The 19,011-nt window shown below is 53.0% G+C and carries 16 protein-coding genes; 10 read left to right on the forward strand and 6 right to left on the reverse strand.

Translation table 11 applies throughout. The features are described 5' to 3' along the window. Window positions 1-141 precede the first annotated feature (141 nt). From HQ41_RS06640 to ribF, 4 genes are read left to right on the forward strand one after another with little or no spacing between them, the layout of a single operon-like run. The gene (locus HQ41_RS06640; RefSeq protein WP_161780588.1) at window positions 142-1,926 is read left to right on the forward strand and encodes a tetratricopeptide repeat protein; all 1,785 of its coding nucleotides are present in this window, start codon (window positions 142-144) and stop codon (window positions 1,924-1,926) included. Between the two features lie 2 nt (window positions 1,927-1,928). Further along, the gene (locus tag HQ41_RS06645; RefSeq protein WP_161780589.1) at window positions 1,929-2,819 is read left to right on the forward strand and encodes a DUF4292 domain-containing protein; all 891 of its coding nucleotides are present in this window, start codon (window positions 1,929-1,931) and stop codon (window positions 2,817-2,819) included. A 19-nt stretch (window positions 2,820-2,838) separates the two neighbouring features. After that, a complete protein-coding gene (locus HQ41_RS06650; RefSeq protein ID WP_161780590.1) occupies window positions 2,839-4,236 on the forward strand; it encodes a murein hydrolase activator EnvC in 1,398 nt (465 codons plus the stop codon). After that, window positions 4,221-5,108: a riboflavin biosynthesis protein RibF gene (ribF, locus tag HQ41_RS06655; RefSeq protein ID WP_044189571.1), complete on the forward strand. Its 888-nt coding sequence runs from the start codon at window positions 4,221-4,223 to the stop codon at window positions 5,106-5,108. Before HQ41_RS06650 ends, ribF begins: the two co-directional genes overlap by 16 nt. A 179-nt stretch (window positions 5,109-5,287) precedes the next feature. Here the strand turns inward: ribF and HQ41_RS06660 are convergent, their stop codons facing one another. The 4 genes from HQ41_RS06660 to HQ41_RS06675 all read right to left on the reverse strand — a co-directional run bounded on the left by HQ41_RS06660 (window position 5,288) and on the right by HQ41_RS06675 (window position 6,973). Continuing rightward, complete coding sequence (locus tag HQ41_RS06660) at window positions 5,288-5,482, reverse strand: hypothetical protein (protein ID WP_044189574.1); 195 nt, start codon at window positions 5,480-5,482, stop codon at window positions 5,288-5,290. Window positions 5,483-5,493: 11 nt separating this feature from the next. Then, window positions 5,494-5,949: an N-acetylmuramoyl-L-alanine amidase gene (locus tag HQ41_RS06665; protein WP_044189575.1), complete on the reverse strand. Its 456-nt coding sequence runs from the start codon at window positions 5,947-5,949 to the stop codon at window positions 5,494-5,496. Window positions 5,950-6,031: 82 nt separating this feature from the next. Beyond that, window positions 6,032-6,496 (reverse strand): hypothetical protein, encoded by a 465-nt coding sequence (locus HQ41_RS06670; RefSeq protein WP_044189577.1) that lies wholly within the window; start codon window positions 6,494-6,496, stop codon window positions 6,032-6,034. 12 nt (window positions 6,497-6,508) lie between these two features. After that, window positions 6,509-6,973, reverse strand: a complete 465-nt coding sequence (locus tag HQ41_RS06675; protein ID WP_052405330.1) for an HU family DNA-binding protein — start codon at window positions 6,971-6,973, stop codon at window positions 6,509-6,511. A gap of 1,091 nt (window positions 6,974-8,064) precedes the next feature. Here HQ41_RS06675 and HQ41_RS06680 point away from each other — a divergent pair. The 6 genes from HQ41_RS06680 (at window position 8,065) to HQ41_RS06705 (ending at window position 15,066) form a co-directional block, all read left to right on the forward strand. Next, a complete protein-coding gene (locus tag HQ41_RS06680; protein WP_161780591.1) occupies window positions 8,065-10,503 on the forward strand; it encodes an outer membrane beta-barrel family protein in 2,439 nt (812 codons plus the stop codon). 106 nt (window positions 10,504-10,609) lie between these two features. Next, a complete protein-coding gene (gene pth / locus HQ41_RS06685; RefSeq protein ID WP_044189580.1) occupies window positions 10,610-11,170 on the forward strand; it encodes an aminoacyl-tRNA hydrolase in 561 nt (186 codons plus the stop codon). A gap of 19 nt (window positions 11,171-11,189) precedes the next feature. Further along, entirely contained in the window at window positions 11,190-12,410 is a 1,221-nt protein-coding gene (locus HQ41_RS06690; RefSeq protein WP_081964793.1) for a sensor histidine kinase KdpD, read from the forward strand. 9 nt (window positions 12,411-12,419) lie between these two features. Then, complete coding sequence (gene pnuC / locus HQ41_RS06695) at window positions 12,420-13,031, forward strand: nicotinamide riboside transporter PnuC (RefSeq protein WP_044189582.1); 612 nt, start codon at window positions 12,420-12,422, stop codon at window positions 13,029-13,031. Then, window positions 13,015-13,692 (forward strand): thiamine diphosphokinase, encoded by a 678-nt coding sequence (locus tag HQ41_RS06700; protein WP_044189584.1) that lies wholly within the window; start codon window positions 13,015-13,017, stop codon window positions 13,690-13,692. Before pnuC ends, HQ41_RS06700 begins: the two co-directional genes overlap by 17 nt. Window positions 13,693-13,695: 3 nt before the next feature. Beyond that, entirely contained in the window at window positions 13,696-15,066 is a 1,371-nt protein-coding gene (locus tag HQ41_RS06705; RefSeq protein ID WP_152567361.1) for a DUF5686 family protein, read from the forward strand. Between the two features lie 97 nt (window positions 15,067-15,163). On the opposite strand, the gene HQ41_RS06710 is transcribed toward HQ41_RS06705, so the two are convergent. Both HQ41_RS06710 and mnmG read right to left on the reverse strand, forming a co-directional pair. Continuing rightward, the gene (locus HQ41_RS06710) at window positions 15,164-16,783 is read right to left on the reverse strand and encodes an ABC-F family ATP-binding cassette domain-containing protein (protein ID WP_044189588.1); all 1,620 of its coding nucleotides are present in this window, start codon (window positions 16,781-16,783) and stop codon (window positions 15,164-15,166) included. 65 nt (window positions 16,784-16,848) lie between these two features. After that, window positions 16,849-18,729 (reverse strand): tRNA uridine-5-carboxymethylaminomethyl(34) synthesis enzyme MnmG, encoded by a 1,881-nt coding sequence (mnmG, locus tag HQ41_RS06715; RefSeq protein ID WP_044189606.1) that lies wholly within the window; start codon window positions 18,727-18,729, stop codon window positions 16,849-16,851. Window positions 18,730-19,011: the final 282 nt, after the last annotated feature.

A 19,011-nucleotide genomic window follows, 5' to 3' on the forward strand; every position in this document is an offset into this window, starting at 1 on the left:
AAAAGGGCTATGCTTTATGGATTGGCGACTCGACTAGTGTGTCAAATTGTGTATCTTTGACACTTGTATATTCGTGTGCTGTATAGGCTCATAGCCGATGCTAGTGCAAGTAGGATAAGACTAAAGATGCAAGTCAAGATAATGAACTATAAACCAACTCGCCCCCTATTATCACTCCTGCTCTTTGCGCTCTCTTGGGTGCAGATGCAGGGGCAGAGTACTGCTACTGCAGAGCATCAGCTCAAGGCAGAGGCTTATTTCTACCAAGGTATTATGGAGCAGAATAGGGGGGAGAATGCTGCCGCCGAGGCCTTGCTAGCATATAGCTATAGGCTATGGCCGGAGAATGCCGAGATCGCCTATGCCCTAGGACAGTGCTATGCACGCAAACGAGATTATCAGAGGACTTTGGAGCTATTCCGCCAAGCCTATCAAGCCGATACCACGAGGCGAGAGTATTTCGAGTCCTTGGTATCGACCTATTCATGGGGCGACAACAAGGAGGCTGCACGTAGTCTGCTGGAGCAGTGGGTCAAGAATAACCCAGACGACGAAGATGTCTTGCAGTATCTGGCCCGTACCTACTTCTCTACGGGGGAGTATGACAAAGCTATTCGCCTATACGATCACTTACAGAGGGGCGAGAGTGGCTATGCTCGCTACGCTCGTCTAGGCGAGATCAAGGCCACACTCTACGAGGCTTCTCAGCGTCTAGATCAGGCAGAGGCTCAGTATAGGGCGACGATTAAGGCCTTCCCCGAGGAGGCCGAGGCTAAGGTGGCGCTCATTGGCTGGTTATACAAGCAAGAGCGCTTTGCCCAAGCTCAACCAATCCTTGCTCAGCTCAAGGCGGAGGCCTACTCCGAGCAGCAACTTCGACCACTATTTATACAGTATCATCTAGGGCTCAAGCAGCAGGATCTTGCCCTAGAGCTGCTCAAGGAGCATCTAGAAGATATGCAGACCTCGGCCGAGGATAAAGCCATTCGGTGGTATCAGTTTCTTCTAAGCCAGAGAAAGGGCGATCAGCTCCCTGAGAAGTACAATAGCTACTTTGCCCGTATCGTCGAGCTACACCCCGACGAGCCTAGTGCCAAGTTTACCTATGCGCAGGTACTTCGTTTGCAGAATAAGTTTGCCGAGTCCATTGCTGTGGTTCGCCCGCTTTGTCGCATTACACCAGAGGATCCTGAGGTTTGGAACTCGCTCATCGGCGATGCCATCAGCCTAGAGGATAACCAGCTTGTTTTCGAGCTGTGCCGAGAGGCATTGGAGTTCATTCGTACGGACTGGCGCTACTACTTCTATGCGAGCATTGGTCTATACACCAGCGGACAAGTCAGCGAGGCTATTCATCTGCTCAAGGAGGGACTGGCGCATATCCCCGAAGCCGATGGTCAGGGGCGTTCGCAGCTCTACGCACAGATTGGCGATATATATAGCGAGCAAAATCAGATCAAGGAAACATTTGAGTACTACGAGTTGGCCCTAGAGGCTAATCCTGATAATGTAGGTGTCCTAAACAACTACGCCTATTCTCTGGCTGAGCGTGATCAGGAGTTGGATAAGGCTGAGCGTATGGCCGCACGGGGCTTCAAGCTCGATGGGGATAACCTCAACATGGTTGATACCTATGCTTGGGTATTCTACAAGCGAGGCAACTACACCTTGGCTAAGCTCTATCAGACTAAGGCTATTGATTTGGCTGGCGACGAGGCTACGGGTGTGCTGTATGAGCACCTCGGAGATATTGAGTTTGCTCAAGGAGAGTACGATGCTGCTAGGGAGGCTTGGCAGAGAGCTCTGGCGCTGTACGATCGAGAGCTACAAGCCACCGAGTCAGATGAGTCCAAAGCTAAGACAAAGAAACGAGTGGAGGAGCTGCGCAGACGCCTCACCAAAGCTAATAAGCAAGAGAAGAAATGAAGATGGGGATATTAAGCAGCCGTTTGCACATACTCGCTAGAGTTTGCCTGCTGCTCGGTGTGGTCGGTTTCTTGGCCTCCTGCGGAGCGAAGCGGTATGTCGGGCCATCTGCTCGAGGCTTAGCTCAGACCGAGAGAGAGCGTTACTATGCAGCTCTAGAGCATCTAGAGGGGGAGCGCAGAGGTTGGTCGGCTATCCGAGCCAGCATCAAGGGAGAGATAGATGTTAAGGGTAAGAACCTCTCTTCACGAATGAACTTGGTGGCGACACGAGGGGAGGGTATCCGTCTCTCGGTAGTGCCTTTCCCTTTGGTCGAAGCTCTGCGTGTTTGGTTCACACGAGAGGGTGTTACGATGATAGATCTGATTAACGGGCGCTATGCTCAGGAGAGCTATCTCGTTTTTTCGGAGTACCTCGGCTTCGAGCTCGGCTACGAACAGCTAGAGGCGCTCCTACTGGGCCAGATCTTCGTCCCTAGTAGTTCCCGTCAAGATGCCGACGCTCTACGCAGTTTAGCATACACGGCTCTCCCCGATGGTATGGCTAGTTTGTCGGGGCGAGTGCGCAAGTTCCGCTACGAGTTTGGTCTGTCTTCAGCCTACGAGCTGGAGAGCTTCGCTGTCTATGGCGAGGGCACGGCACGGCTTTTTACTGCTAGCTATCAGGGGCGTGAGTCACTTTCTTCACAGACGACTATGCCACGCAGTACAGAGCTAGCTCTCTATCGAGGGCAGGGCCTGAGCGAGGCGACGCCTTTTGGCCGCTTGCGGCTCCAGTGGAGTCGTATCAATGCGCAGGACGAGCCGGATCTTGAGGCACTCCAGCCACGTATTCGCCCTAGCTACGAGCGGATATCGCTACAAGACATTCTCAAACTTGTCAATGCTCTATAGAGGTAATGAATTGAATGAGATGAAACGATGGATTTATATACTTCTCTGCCTGATCTGTTTGTCTTGGACAGCCGATGCTCAGCAGGCTAAGAAAAGTAAACAGCTCCGCAGACTCGAAACGCAACGCCAGAGCGTTCTCAACAAGATCAAGCACACTGACCGAGAGCTCAAGCGGATCAAGAAAGACACCGAGCAGGAGCAAAAGCGCCTCAAACTCGTACGCCAACAGGTGAGCCAGCGCAAAGAAGTTATCGGAATCCTCGGTAACGAAATCTCAGCTTTGCAGACGCAGATAGATTCGCTTGGGATACGCATTCGACATCTGAGCTCACGTGAGGCTATGCTCCTCAAACAATACGCTGGGAGTCTTCGGGCTCTCCAGCACGATGCGCCACAGACCGATCGGCTCCTCTTCTTACTCTCGGCACGCAGCTTCGACGAAGCCTATCAGCGACAGCGATTTATCGGGCAGTATGCAAGGGCTAGCCAGAAGATTGTTCGGGAGCTTAAACAAACTAGGCTAGGGATTGAGCAGACGCAGCGCACTATCAACGACAACCAAAAAGAGAAGAAAGAGCTCCTAGCCCTTAGGGACAATGAGAAGAAAGAGCTCGAGCGTGAAGAAGGTAAGCGGGAGGCTAATGTGCAGAATCTCAAAGGTAAGGAGAAGAAGCTAGCACAGCAGCTAGAGCAGCAGCGCAAGCAAGCCCAGAGGCTAGAGAATCAAATCCAAGCACAGATCGCAGCCGAGATAGCTCGTGCCGAGGAAGAGGCACGCAGACAGCAGGCACGTCGAGAAGCTAGAGCCAAAGCACGCCGAGAGGCGCAGGAAAAGGCCCGCAAAGCAGCCGAAGCCAAAGAAGTTGGAGATGCCAAATCTCGCACCAAACCTCAGCCCAAACCTACTCCAATAGACGAACCAGACGATGAGCCCGAGAGCGAACGCCGCTCGGCTATTGCCGGAGGCTATGCAATGAATGCAGAGGAGCGTAAACTGTCGGGTAGCTTCGCCCAGAATAGAGGTCGCCTACCGATGCCTGTACGTGGCCGATACGAACTGCTGCGTCGCTTCGGACGCCAGCAGCATGCTTCGCTCAAGAGGGTGGAGGTTGTCAGTGGAGGTATAGATCTGCGAGCACATGCAGATAGGCATGCGTATGCCGTCTTCTCGGGGATTGTGAGCAGCGTTTTCGAGACGCCCGGGTATAGGAATAGTGTTATAGTCCGCCACGGCAACTACCTTACCGTCTATGCCAACCTAGCTGCTGTATCGGTGCATGTAGGTCAGCGAATAAGCACAGGGCAGAAGCTGGGGACGATTGACTCGTCTGCTGGATCGGATAGGACGGGTGTCCTACACTTCCAGCTCTGGCACGAAAGAACTAAACAGGATCCGCTCCCATGGCTCAAGAGATAATTGCCACTGTCGGAGCCTTCGATGGCATTCATCTTGGGCATAGAGCCCTACTTACCCAGCTTAGAGATCTAGCCGCCGAGCTCGATCTAGCTCCTGTTGTCTTTACCTTCTCGCCTCACCCTGCCGAGGTGCTACGTCCAGAGCTAGCTCCCGAGCACCTCGCTCCTCTGTCGCAAAACGTAGAGCTCCTTAGGGTGTATGGTGCCGAGCGAGTGGAGATCCTCGCTTTCACGCCCGAGCTAGCTGCTCGTTCTGCCGAGCAGTTTATGTTGGAGCTACGAGAGTGCCATGGGCTACGTGCCCTGCTTGTGGGTTATGATCACCAGTTCGGTCGAGGAGCTAACCTAACGTACGAAGACTACGAAGCCATTGGTCGCAGTCTTGGCATCACACTCTACCGTGGCACATCGCTACATATTGACAATGCTCCAGTTAGCTCTAGCCGTATTCGTCAACTCCTACGTATGGGTAAGATCCGTGAGGCGAATGCTCTCTTGGGCTATGCCTATCGACTCTCTGGGCAAGTCGTCGGCGGTATGCGCATCGGACGTACGATGGGTTATCCTACTGCCAATATCCAGCCTGATGATCCACGTCAGCTCGTCCCTGCCGACGGAGTCTATGCTGTGCGTGTACGCATCGCCGATCGTATGCATACGGGTATGCTCTATATAGGTAAGCGGCCAACCCTCGACGGAGTATCCCGCACGATAGAGGTGAATATCTTCGATCTCTCGGCCGATCTCTATGCTCAGCGTCTGGAGTTGCACCTAGAGAGCTATGTCCGTAACGACTGCAAGTTCCCTTCACTTGAAGCTCTCCAAGAGCAGATCGCTCGTGACGAACAGACCGTCCGTGCCTATTTCGCCTAATTAAGATATCCAAAATCATATACAGAGGCTGTGGCAAAATTTGATTTTTGCACACAGCCTCTTCTTTTATTAGATACATCATAGAGCGTAATCTGTGCCGTATAGATCTCACAAGCTATACGGTTCTGTCCTCTACGACACACAGCCCCTTGATCTCTTCTAGGTTCCCTCCGAGTGAGCTAACGCCGATAATGGTAGTCGATGCCGAAGAGTGCGCCTGCGAAGGTCATCACTTCTCCGTAGGCTACGAGGACACTTGGCTCGATGCCTCCTAGAGGAGGGACGAAAAAGCCAGCGAAGAGTAGAGCCATACCCAAAGAAGCCAAGACGAAGGCCAAGATAATCTGGGGAGTAAGGCTTGGTTTGCGTTCCATAGCAACCGATCCTAGAGCATTGCATACTCGGCTCGTGCATCGAAGCATGGGCACACCTTAATCCACTCGTTTGCCTCGATCTGCCCATCGCCATCTCTGTCTGGGCTAAGATCTCTGTGCCCGACGATCACGGCCCTCGGATAGGTCTGCCTGAGTCTGCCTAGTAGGTCGAGCAGTGCAGCCCTCTGCTCTGCCGTTCGTGTGTCGGCAGGCTGGCCATGGTCGTTTAGCCCACCCTCGTAGCAGACTCCTATGCTACATCGATTGTAACCCAAGGTATGTGCCCCGATTCTTGAGAGTGGGCGCATCGGCTTGGTTGCGCCATCTCGCCTGATGTAGAAGTGATAGCCTGCTCCGTCGAAGCCTCTGGAGCGGTGATCACGCTCTAGCTCAGTGGCCGAGTAGGTCTGCGAGCTACGAGTCGCCGAGCAGTGGATTACGATGTATTTGATTGCTTTCTTGTCCATAACTCAATTTATTTGTGATGTTGGGTGTTTTTGTTTGATGATTTGCGAGTTTAGTGGGCCGTTGGATAGCTTCTAGGGCTATCTATCGGCGTCTGATGTAGCGTAGCACTACCACAGCGAGCACGAGCAGTAAACTAAGCGAGAGCAGACTGTAGCCTCGTCCGTAGCTGTGGCTAATAGCTCTCTGCTCCTGCTTGGCTTGCCTCTGGCCGCTGCGTGTGGCAATGGTGTCTGCGCTGCTCTGGTGTAGGTCGTGCGTTTGGAGCCTCGTGCGGTGGCTTAGTCGGCGATTTATGCCGAGGCGACGCCTCATAGGCCGATCTGTCTGTGGGGGTAGCTCCTCCTCGTAGGCCTCTATTTGTAGCCACTCCTCCTCGAGTGTGTCCTCTTGCGTGGTGGTCTGAGCTCTACCTGCCTCGCTGTGGCGCTCCTGCTGGCTCTGCCACTGAGCCTGCTGCTCTAGGTGGAGCCGTTTGTGGCTGCCACAGCTAGAGAGCAGACTGAGTGTACAGAGTAGGACGCCTAGGCCAATCATGCTGCTAGGCATGGCTGAGCACTGCTATAGACCTGCCGAGCCTCCGGGGCGTGTGCCTCCTCCCTCGGGTTGCTTCTCGGGCTTGCCAGTCTTGGGTTTCTCCTCCTCGGTGTAGCGCTGCACAGAGGCCGAGAGTAGACTCTCTCGGATTAGTGCACCGGGGGTGAATGTTACCCTAATGCGGCGAATATCCTGAGCCTTGAAGTCCTCCGCCTTCTCCGTTGCCTTGCTGCGTAGCCCGATACGCATACGCCCTAGATCACCGAGGCTGACACGACGCCCTGCCACGAGCTCAATGGCCAGTAGTTGCGTCAAGGTCAGTAGCACCGAGCGCACATCACCCTCGCTGATTGCGGAGATCTTGGAGATGAGCTTCTGGAGCTGCTCGATACTTGTCTCACCGTTGCTCACGGGCATGGCGTAGAAAACCGTTTTCTGCCCGTTTTTCGTGGCAAGCGTTTGCTTGCGTACCTTATAATTGATAGACATAATAAAAATAGATTTGAATAAAATTGAATAGAATAAGTTAAATACTCACTTGTCTGCTAGGCGAACTCTCCTATAGGATTGAGAGCTGATGCTCTGTGGAGCGCTTGAGTTCCTCCCTCTCGACACTGCAAAGGTATGGTACCCCTCTAGGGCAGGTGTGCCACTTCGCTTCATTGTGGCACACTTGGGGGCACTAGTGTCTACTACGCCTCGAGTTTGGTCGATTTCTGTGCGGATAACTGGAGGAGTCTGTTGTAGAAGTCGTGGTGTAGAGAGTAGAGTAGAGGTGGGCTACCTGCATCATACATATAGGTGGAGTGCTAAGGTTTTGCCCTTGCATGAGCCAAGCACTGCGAGCCGTATGGTAGCTTATGTAGTGAGTAGCGCACCGCCTTGTTGGGCTTACTCTACAATCAAAGGAGGAAACAGTCATCGTAATTGGAGGTCGGTGAGTCAATAGATCGGGCTTGTTTGTTTGTGCCGAAAGAGAAGTAGGAGCATCGCTTGCTACACTAGAGCAAGGGGAGAGGATTTTTGAGAGCTATTTTGCTGCTTTTATGTTAAGGAGTGTTGAGTGGTTGTGTAAGAATTTTGTGGAATAGGGTGAGGATTCCTAAAGGCGTCTGCTGTCGCTGCGGAAAATTGATGGGAAGGCTTTTGAGCATTGATGGGTAGATGCGCCGAGGTGTGTCCACCAATCGCCTAAGATTGATGGGAAGAAATCTTCCAAAATGCACTACAAGCGTATGGAGTTAGTCTTGATGTGTGTCTATATATCTCGTTTTTAGCTTGTTGTGTTTTTGGTGTTTTAGGCGGATATTTTTATTGACCTAGAGCCGAGTACTCCAAAGAGCGAGGACGCAGTCTGAGGCTTGCTAGAGGGCAAATCTGAGGGCTATTACGATGTGTCCGCTCGCTAGAGGCTTCTCCTCACCGTAGAGCCAAAGAGGCTCAAGTATCTAAACTCTACCCCTTGAGATGTATTATTTTGTAAATACTGATGCTCGCCACAGATTCACAGAATCGCCCCTCATAGGTTGGGCTTTTTAGTCTTAACTTTGTGAGCTGCTTAAATAGTCTACATGACTGATATGGCTAAACTTCTTGAGATGTATTGGGGCAGACTGTTATTTCTTGGTTTTGCGGTTAGCCTCTGTGTAAGCTCCACTTATGCTCAGCGCATCGTAGGGCGTGTCGTTGATGAGCAAAAACAATCCATTGAGCAGGCTCTTATTTGGCTAACCAGCCCCATGGATAGTACCCTTCTCGCTCAGACTTATTCGGACGAGCAGGGGCGCTTTGCTTTACCTCTGGGCCGAGGTGAGGCCACGCTTCATATTCGTAGTATGGGCTATACCCCCTACAAGCAGAGCCTATTGTCTACGGGAGAGGATATGAATCTCGCAGAGATCATACTCCAAAATGAGCTAGGCAATCTGGAGGCACTAGAGGTCGTCGCACACAAGCGACAGCTGCTGCTCTCTCGCCGATCGGGCAAGTTGGTTTTTGAGGTCGAGAGGAGCCTAGATACGCAGGGGAGCAATGCCCTAGAGCTGGTGCGTAAGATGCCGGGTATGTCGATAGACGAGGGCAGCAAAACCTTGAGATACTCTGGTAGAGGCAATGTCCTAGTATTGCTCAATGGTAAGCAGACCCGCATGCAGGAAGCCGAACTCATAGCTCTGCTCAGAGCAACGCCCTCCTCTTCGATTAAAGAGATTGAACTGATGACTAACCCTTCGGTTCGCTACGATGCCGAGGGTTCGGGAGCAGCACTCAATGTCGTTTTCAAGCGCAGAACAGAACATGGCTACAGTCTAGCAGCCAATGCTGGAGCAGCGTTTTGGATTCATCTGCGGCAAAATGTAGATGCCTCAGCGAATTGGCAGCAAGGAAGGTTATCGCTCTGGGGGCGCTACAGCCACGACCTTGGAGCTTCGGGCTACTGGTACGGAGGAGTGCGCCAGCAAGAGGGCATCGGATACGAAACTCATTCGGTTGATACAGATAGACGTGGTTACTACTCGGGGGCAGTAGGTGCGGAGTATAGGCTGTCCGATCGGCATCGTGTGCTGCTCGAGCTGTCGGGCAACCTGATGTCTGGCCCGGGAGATATACAGACCCATAACTACATCTCAGACCTTGCTACCCAAACACCTCTCTACTCTATTTACTCCGAGAGCAACTATCTATCTCAGCGTACGGACAGATATACCCTGAGTAGCTCCTATGCCTATGCGTCAGACGACAAGCACCGCTTGATCCTAGACTTTGATTATAGTCGCTTCTCTGGAGCATCGCATATTGAGCAACCTAATACGTTTTACAATCGCTCTGGGGGAGTAGACTCTCTAGGGAAGTATCAGTCGCGAGGTGTACGCCTCTTCGATCTTTATGGCCTTAGCATGACTTATGAGCAACCGCTCTTTGGAGGTAAACTCTCCTCTGGCGTCAAGTATAGTGTTGTTACCTCAAAGAACGGCTATCGTAGAGAGGAGTTCTCCGCTGGAGGAGCTTATCTGCTCGATGCCAAAGCCTCCAACGACTTCGACTACGATGAGTATATCGGGTCTGCCTACTTGCTCTACGAGCGTCCCATCGGGGAGCGCTGGCGTATCTCGGCAGGGGCACGCCTCGAGCACACGACTACACGCACGCATCTACATCTACTAGATATTCGCTCGCACAAATACAATCCTACCGATAGAGGCTATCTGGATTTATTTCCCTCTGCCAGCCTAGCCTACGACCTAGGCTCGGCTGGCGCTCTATCTCTATCGGTGGGGCGACGCATCGACCGCCCTCAGTATGCGAGCCTCAATCCTATTGACGAAGCGCTCGACGGCCTATCTTCTTGGCGTGGTAATCCTTTTCTCAAACCACAGAAGATGTGGCGTGCCGAGCTGGGGTGGCAATACCGCCAGGCCAATCTCTCGGCGAGTTGGTCGCACACAAGCGACTACTTCGTGAGTGTACTGGATACGATAGCAGGTGGGCGAACGATTACCACGCCGATGAATCTAGGGGCTCAGCGCCAGCTTAACTTCTCCGCTTCTCAAGGGATTGAGTTTGGGCGAGGCTGGCAGGCAATGCTCTCGGCCAATGTTTTCTGGCAAGAGAACCAACTCGCCTATAGCCCCACTAGGCTATTTCGCCTCTCTCGATGGGGAGCCAATGCTACGGCTCAGCTCTCTATGTCACTCATGTGGGGTATACGGGGCGAGCTATTGGGGAGCTATCACACGAGGCGGCTAGGTGGCTCTACCGATATATCGGCTGCTATGGGTCGTGTAGACCTCTCGTTGCAGCGCTCTTTCGTTGGCGACAGACTGAGCATTAAGCTCGGTCTGAGCGATGCCTTATGGTCTAGTCACTGGAATGGTATCAATCGCAATGATGCCTTTACCTTGCAGGCGTATGGCTACAGCGAATCTCGTTTGCTGAGTATCAACATTGGCTATCAGATCGGCTCAGGTAGACACGACCGACAGCGCACATCGGGTATTGAGGCCGAGCAGAGCCGTTTGTAGGCACTGAGGGATAGCTGTATAATCGCTATCTTTGCCACAGAGGTGTGGCTGCTTAGTCGCTTGTGTGCAAGCCGATCCTCGTCAAGGAATTTGTTGATAACATCTTATGAAATATCTCATCGTTGGGCTTGGTAATATCGGTTACGAGTACGAGCCCACACGCCACAATATCGGTTTTCGCATCGTAGACCACTTGGCCAAGAGCCTAGGTATTAGTTTTGAAACCAAGCGCTACGGCGCCATAGCCAAGGGGCGAGTGAAGAATGCAGAGCTTGTGCTACTCAAACCCTCGACCTATATGAATTTAAGCGGCGAGGCGGTACGCTACTGGATGTCTACCGAGAGTATCCCCATAGAGCGGGTCTTGATCCTAGTCGATGACCTCGCTCTGCCTTTTGGTACGCTACGGCTCAAACCCAAGGGGAGTGATGCTGGGCATAATGGGCTCAAAAACATCGCCCTACTGCTCAAAACCGAGGGCTACGCACGCCTACGCTTCGGCATCGGGAGTGACTATCCTAGAGGCGGACAGATCGAGTTCGTACTCGGAGCTTTTGGGGCAGAAGAAGAGGAGCGTCTACCCGAGTTGCTCGAGCGTAGCTGCGAGATGGTCAAGAGCTTCGCCCTGCAAGGTATCGCCCGTACGATGAATCAGTTCAACTCATAGATCAAGCACTTGGGTTGGTATGGATAGAGGGCTCATTGATCGGTTAGGCCTTAGGCGACTTATCCATGGGAGTAGCTCGTGGATAGACCAGCATAACTCGGTGCGTATCATCATCGTGGTGACAGCGATCGTGTTGGCTGTGGTGTCGCTGGTGGTATCGGATCGGCTGGTTAGGCAGATGAGCCAAGATGAGCGGGTCAAGATGGAGGTGTGGGCTCAGGCTACTAGGGCTATGGCTACGAGCGACTATCAGCACACGCTCAATCTGATGTCGCAGATCATGCTACAAAACAAGACTATCCCTGCGATCATGGTCAATGAGCAAGGGGAGATTATCTCCTACAACAACATAGATCTGCCACGCAAAAACCCTCATCTCTATCTCTACGAGAAGCTACAAGAGTTTAGGGATTCGTCCTATCCGCCTATTATCATAGACTCCACGCCGCCTACCTATATCTATTACTCCGATAGCAAGCTCCTCAGCCAGATTACGATATTCCCGTACGTGCAGATCGTTGTCTTCCTGATTATCCTCGGTATGTCGAGTCTGGCGATCTACAGCCTCAAGCGTGCTGACCAAAATAGTATTTGGGAGGGTCTGTCTAGAGAAACGGCTCATCAGCTTGGTACGCCTATCTCCTCGCTTATGGCTTGGCGAGAGCTACTGGCAGCCTCAGACACAGACCCGATGGTCGTCCACGAGATGGGGAAGGATATTCAGCGTCTGGAGATGATCGCCGATCGCTTTCAGAAGATTGGTTCGGTGCCTAACCTCAAGCCATCGAACCTAGGCGAGCTAATCCTGCGTACTATTTCCTATTTGCAACCACGCATATCGCCACAGGTCGAGCTCGTCGTCGTCGAGCCCGACGAGGATAACATCTATGCTCAGATGAGCGATCCGCTCATCGCGTGGGTGCTGGAGAACTTAATCAAGAATGCGGTAGATGCGATGCAAGCCAAGGGTAAGATCACCATTAGCTATGGTTTCTTGGGCAAAGGCGTTTACTGTGATGTGGCCGATACGGGGCGTGGGATTCCGTGGCGCAAGTTCGAGACGATTTTTCGCCCCGGTTACTCCACACGTCAGAGGGGGTGGGGGTTAGGGCTCTCATTGGCTCGGCGTATCGTGGATGACTATCACAGCGGGCGTATCTTCGTCAAGCAGTCGGAGCTAGGCATCGGCACGACCTTCCGCATTACTCTCAATAAAGCAGCGGCCCCTTTGGCCGAATAGAAATAACCTATGACTATCGACCTACTACTTACCTTCGCTCAAGATAACTGGGTTGCCCTCGTGGCAGCCCTCATCAACTTCGTCTGGGTCTATCTAGAGTATCGGGCAAGCGTTTGGCTCTGGCCAGTGGGCATCGTGCTACCGATTTTCTACATCATCGTATCGCTAGAGGCGCACTACTATGGCAATGTCGCTATCAATGTCTATTACCTCGTCACGAGTATCGTAGGCTGGTGGCTGTGGCTACGCAAAGGAGGCGATGTAGACGAGGGGCACATCACGACACTCACTCCTCCAAATGGACTTCTTAGCCTAGCCGTAGCAGTGCCCAGCTACTTCATTATCTTATGGTTCTTGAGGAGCTACACCGAGAGCGTCCTCGACTGGGCAGATGCGCTAGCGACCGTTATCTCCTTCGTTGGTATGATTTGGCTGGCTAAAAAGTGGCGGGAGCATTGGCTCTGTTGGATCGTAGCCAACGCTATTAGCTCGTGGCTCTTCTATCTCTCGGGCGATATGGTTTCGTGTGTGGTATTCGTTATCAACTTCGTTGTGGCCATACTTGGCTATATCAACTGGATTAAGCTACAAAAAGCACAACCCAATGAAGCATTATCCTAAGCTAACGGCCCAAACAGCCCCCAAGACTATAGTTCTAGCCAACGGAGCATTCCCCACGGCTCCCCTCCCTCTGCAGCTCATTGATGCTTGGAGCGAGGGCAGCGAGGGCTACCATTTGGTCTGCTGCGATGGTGCGGTGGATAAGCTCGCCGACTACACCGATCGCCTCCCCGATGCTGTGGTGGGCGATCTCGACTCCCTTAGCGCTGGGGTTAAGGCACGGCTTGGGCAACGCCTCCATCACTTCTCCGATCAGGACACCAACGATCTGACCAAGACGATGCGCTTCGTAAGCGAGCGACTAGGGCTTAGAGCGATCACTCTGCTCGGTGCCTCGGGCGGACGAGAGGATCATTTGTTGGGCAATCTATCCTTACTCCCAACTTACGCAGACCTCGTGGACGAGCTGGTGATGCCGACGGATACAGGGCATTTTCGCTTGCTTAGCTCACGCTCTAGCCTAGAGGTCGAGGTCGGGCAACAGCTCTCTGTCTTCAACTTTGCTCTCTCTCCGATCAGTCTAGAGGGCGTACATTGGCCTCTGCAAGACTATACTCTGCCACAGCTGTGGTGCGGTACGCTCAATCGGGCTGACGAGGCGATCATTCGCCTGCATACCTCTAGCCCGGTGCTACTCTACTTGGCGGACCTGATGACGTGATGTATGATGAAACTGCTGTCCTCTCTGGCGATACTATGCCTTACCTTGCTCGCCTCTATCTCCCTCACGGCACAGCATCTCCCTATCGACTATGAAACTCTGTGGCGACTTGCTCGTCTACGTCCGCATGAGCCGTGGTGGTATGATGGTGGCTATCGTTTGCTCGATCACTTGCTCGACTCGGCTAAGCTCGATGCCTCTGGGACGAAGCATCTACTCCCTCAGATACTCCTCGGGGCGAACTTTGGCCTCAACCCCAAACTAACGCTCTCGATAGACGGCGCAATCAATACATTGGCCCACTACAATCAGCTCGATGGGCTGTGGCTCGGCTATGAGTGTCAGCTGACCTATCAGCCAAGCACTGAGGCCAAGCTGATGATTCGCTCGTCCAACAATTATGCACTCAGCAGTGAGAAGTTCTATACCGAGAACCATCTGCTCTACTATCTAGGCACAGGTGTTGATGCGATGTTCCTTCTCTCTGGTGGTTATACTTCGAGAGAAACGTCCTTTCTTACCCCCACGGAGCAGATGGCAGACCGCTATCCGGGGCTCATTGGTGCCAACTCTCCACTCCGCCACTACCACAAGCCCTACCTCTCGTGGCGCGCCAAAATACAGTTCTTCTCCTACATGCGCTTCTCTATAATGGGGGTGTACGAGCAGCGTAACCCATACTTGTACTTGCCAGATCTACGCAAACACCAAGCATTGCTCCTAGAAACGGACTTAACCTTTGATCTAAGTGGCGCAAACTCCTCCCACCGCTACTTTTACGACCACCCGATTATTCGGCCTAGTGGCTACGAAGGGATAGAGATTGGTCTACGGCTACGCAAGGCCTACGGAGATAGGGCAAACACGACTAAGGCCAATCCATTTAGTCGCTACCTAATGGGCGAGCTCAACCTCCGCTCTGCACTATCGCTCTCGCCGACGCAGTGGCTCGACCTGTCGCTCACTTGGGGCGGCTTCTTCTCGTCGGGCTATATGAGCGATGCCGATAGACGCTACTTCCCGATCATGGGTTTTGTAGGGAGGCGCCACTTCTCCAGTACATGGGTAACGATGCCCGAAACTTTCTCTTCCGACTCTTTTTGGGTAACGACGGGACTTAACTATTCGGCCGCTAACTTGCTTTTTGGGAAGAGGCAGGGCTATACTCGCTTTGTCGATGAGGCGCTGCATCTACGCACTGCCCACACACGCAGAGGGCATTACCTAGAGGCTGGTTACTCGGTCGGGCTGGGCGAGTTCTGCCGCTTCGGAGTTTTTGCTGGTACAGACTTCGTCTCGGATATTCCTCGACTGAGTGCCTCGGTGAGTATCCCGCTTCTCTTTTTGCTCAGTACTTGGAGCGAGCGAGAGTAGTGTCTATTGACCGAAAACAGCAGGGGCTGTGGCAAAATTTGATTTTGTCCACAGCCCCTTTTATTAGATACCCTAGGCTTGGTTGGCTCTGCTGGTTTTAGTTGCCGTAGAGCTTGGCCTTGAGCTCGGCTACAAGCGGATCGCTGATATAGTCGTCGTAGTCCATGATCTTGTCGATGATGCCATTTGGTGTAAGCTCAATGATGCGGTTAGCTACCGTTTGAATGAACTCATGGTCATGGCTCGAGAACAGGACATTGCCCTTGTAGGTCTTGAGCGTGTTGTTGAACGCTTGGATCGACTCGAGGTCTAGGTGGTTCGTTGGGCTATCGAGCACCAATGTATTGGCGTTCTTCATCATCATGCGAGAGATCATACAGCGCATCTTCTCGCCCCCAGAGAGGACGCTAGCACTCTTGAGGATTTCCTCGCCAGAGAAGAGCATACGCCCAAGGAAGCCCTTGAGGTAAACCTCGTTGGTGTCGGCTGCGAACTGTGAGAGCCACTCTACTAGATTCATATCGGTGTTGAAGAACGCCGTATTGTCTAGCGGTAGATAAGCCTCGGTAATGGTTTGCCCCCACTCGTAAGTCCCTTCATCGGCCTTTTGCTCTCCGTTGATGATCTGGAAGAGAGCCGTCATGGCACGCGGGTCACGGCCGATGAAGACGATCTTGTCGCCTTTCTCTACGTTGAAGTTCACATCTTTGAAGAGCAGAGTGCCATCATCTGCGTGAGCTGTCAGCCCCTTAACCTCCAAGATCTTGTTGCCGGGGTCACGATCGGGCGTGAAGATAATCCCGGGGTAGCGGCGGCTACTGGCCTTTATTTCCTCGACGTTGAGCTTCTCAAGCATCTTCTTGCGGCTGGTCGTCTGCTTACTCTTGGCCACGTTGGCGGAGAAGCGGCGGATAAACTCCTCAAGCTCCTTACGCTTTTCCTCAGCCTTCTTATTCTGCTGTTGCTGCTGGCGTAGGGCTAGCTGGCTAGACTCGTACCAGAAGCTATAGTTACCTGCGAACTGCTGTACACGACCGAAGTCTATATCCACAGTGTGCGTACATACAGAGTCGAGGAAGTGACGGTCGTGGCTTACCACAAGCACTGTCTGCTCGCACTCGGAGAGATAATTCTCCAGCCAAGCTACCGTCTCGAGGTCAAGGTCGTTGGTAGGCTCGTCGAGGAGCAGGTTGTCGGGTTTGCCGAATAGGGCACGAGCCAGTAGCACACGCACCTTCTCTTTACCACTTAGCTCGCTCATGAGCTTGTAGTGTAGATCCTCCTTGATGCCGAGGCCACTCAGTAGCATAGCGGCATCGCTCTCGGCATTCCAGCCCTCCATCTCGGCGAACTTATCCTCTAACTCTGCTACACGGTTACCGTCCTCATCGTTGAAGTCGGGCTTAGCATACAGAGCGTTCTTCTCTTCCATGATGGCCCATAGGACAGAGTGTCCCATCAGTACGGTGTCGAGCACCGTGTATTCGTCGAAAGCGAAGTGGTCTTGACTCAAAACCGATAGACGTTCACCGGGGCCAAGGCTGATCGTCCCTCTTGTGGGGTCGAGTGCACCGCTGATTGTACGTAGTAGGGTGGATTTACCTGCGCCATTGGCGCCTATGATGCCGTAGCAGTTGCCCGGCGTGAATTTGAGATTTACGTCTTGGAATAGGACACGTTTCCCAAACTGAACGCAAAGGTCTGTAACTGTAATCATTCTTTTTTCGTGAAATTATTTGACTACAAAGGTACTACAAATTTCCTATGCCTCTCTGCCTGTCCTTACCGTCCGCAGAGCACCAGCAGCACGCTCACATCGTGGGGCGATATGCCGGGGATACGTGAGGCCTGACCAATGGTTTTGGGTCTGATAGCCTCCAGCTTTTGGCGTGCCTCGGTAGAGAGAGCTTGTACCTCGGTGTAGTCGAGATGATCGGGGATATGGACATATTCGAGGCGATTGAGCTTCTCTGCTGCCTCACGCTCCCGCTCGATGTAGCCGCTGTACTTGAGTAGGATCTCCGCCGCCTCCACGATCTCAGCCCTGCGGCTCTCGGGGATCTGGGCGATGACTCGGCGCAGAGTGCTGATCTCTGGAGCCAAACGCTCGAAGCTCAGCTGCGGCCTTAGGATCAAGTCTACGAGCTTACAGCCTTGCTTCAGTGGTGTGATGCCGTTGGCCTCGAGGAAGGGATTGATAGAGGTGGGCTTGATGGAGTAGCTACGGGCGAAGGCGATGAGCTCGTCACGCCAGTGTTTTTTCTCCTCAAGTAGGGCGATGCGCTCTGCCGTTGCTAGCCCAATCTCTGCGGCGCGAGGGGTTAGGCGCATATCGGCATCGTCTTGTCTGAGCAGAATGCGGTATTCTGCTCGGGAGGTAAACATACGGTAGGGTTCGTCTACGCCCTTGGTCACGAGGTCGTCGATCAGTACGCCGATGTACGCCTCACTGCGATTCAGGGTAAAGGGCGAGAGCTCGTGTATCTGTCTGTGGGCGTTGATCCCAGCGATGAGTCCCTGCCCAGCTGCCTCTTCGTAGCCCGTCGTGCCGTTTACCTGCCCAGCCAAGAATAGCCCGGGGACGACCTTGCTCTCTAGGGTGTGATGTAGCTGCTTGGGGTCGAAGAAGTCGTACTCAATGGCATAGCCGGGACGATAGATTTTCACCTCACGCAGCTCTGGGATCTGGCGTAGAGCCTCGAGCTGTACATCTAGGGGGAGCGACGATGAGAAGCCGTTGATGTAGTATTCATTCGTGTTTTCGCCCTCTGGCTCTAGGAAGAGTTGATGACGATCCTTGTCGGCGAAGGTCACGATCTTCGTTTCTATGCTCGGGCAGTAGCGTGGTCCGATGCTCTGGATCTGTCCGTTGTACAGAGGCGATCGGTCTAGCGCTCGTCTAAGGACCTCGTGGCAGGCAGCATTGGTGTAGAGTGTGTAGCACGGACGCTGACGCAGAGAACTGCGTGCAGGCGTGTCCATGTAGGAGAACTTGTGGTGGTCGTCCTCGCCGTCCTGTACCCCCATCTCTTCGATACGGAAGCTACGCCCGTCGATGCGAGGTGGGGTGCCAGTCTTCATACGATCCACACGCAACCCTAGCTCCCTGAGCTGCTCGGTGATGCCGTGGCTAGCAGGCTCTGCGATGCGCCCACCCTCGAGCTGATGCTCGCCGAAGTGCATCATGCCCCCGAGGAACGTACCAGCGGTGAGTATGATCGCCGATGCTCGGAACTGCACTTGTAGCCCAGTGACGACACCCACAGCTCGCCCGTCCTCAATGATGAGGCTACGGACACTATCCTGCCAAATGTCGAGATTGGGCTCTGCGTCTAGCTCCTCACGCCATGCCTCCATGAAGCGCATGCGGTCGCTCTGAGCTCGAGGGCTCCACATCGCTGGACCCTTGCTTCGGTTAAGCATACGGAACTGAATAGCCGTCTTATCGGTAATCAGCCCCATGCGTCCGCCTAGGGCGTCAATTTCTCGTACGATCTGCCCTTTGGCGATGCCACCGACGGCTGGGTTACAGCTCATCTGGGCTATTTTGTTCATATCAAGTGTGATCAATAGGGTGTGCGAACCTAGGCGTGCCGCCGCAGCAGCAGCTTCACAGCCAGCGTGTCCTGCCCCGATCACAATTATATCATAGCTCTGTATCATATTCTGTGTAACATCTTTTTCTCCTGCAAAGTTAATCCCTTGACCCAAAACCTCGGCAAATACTCCAGCCTCGCTGATATACGCTCCTGCCCGATAGTAGCCTCTATCTCCTTCACGGATCGCTTGATTGTCTGTATTACGCCCATAGCTCCGAGGCGGCCAATACAAGAGAGGCACCTCTATATGAGACCGTTGCACGGCATTTTGCCTCTTTTGGGCTAGAAACGTCGTATATATCTCTGATTATTACTATCTTTAATATGTAATTAACTGTATCGACAT

Origin of the sequence: Porphyromonas sp. COT-290 OH860 (assembly GCF_000768935.1) — a bacterium.
Taxonomy (GTDB): domain Bacteria; phylum Bacteroidota; class Bacteroidia; order Bacteroidales; family Porphyromonadaceae; genus Porphyromonas.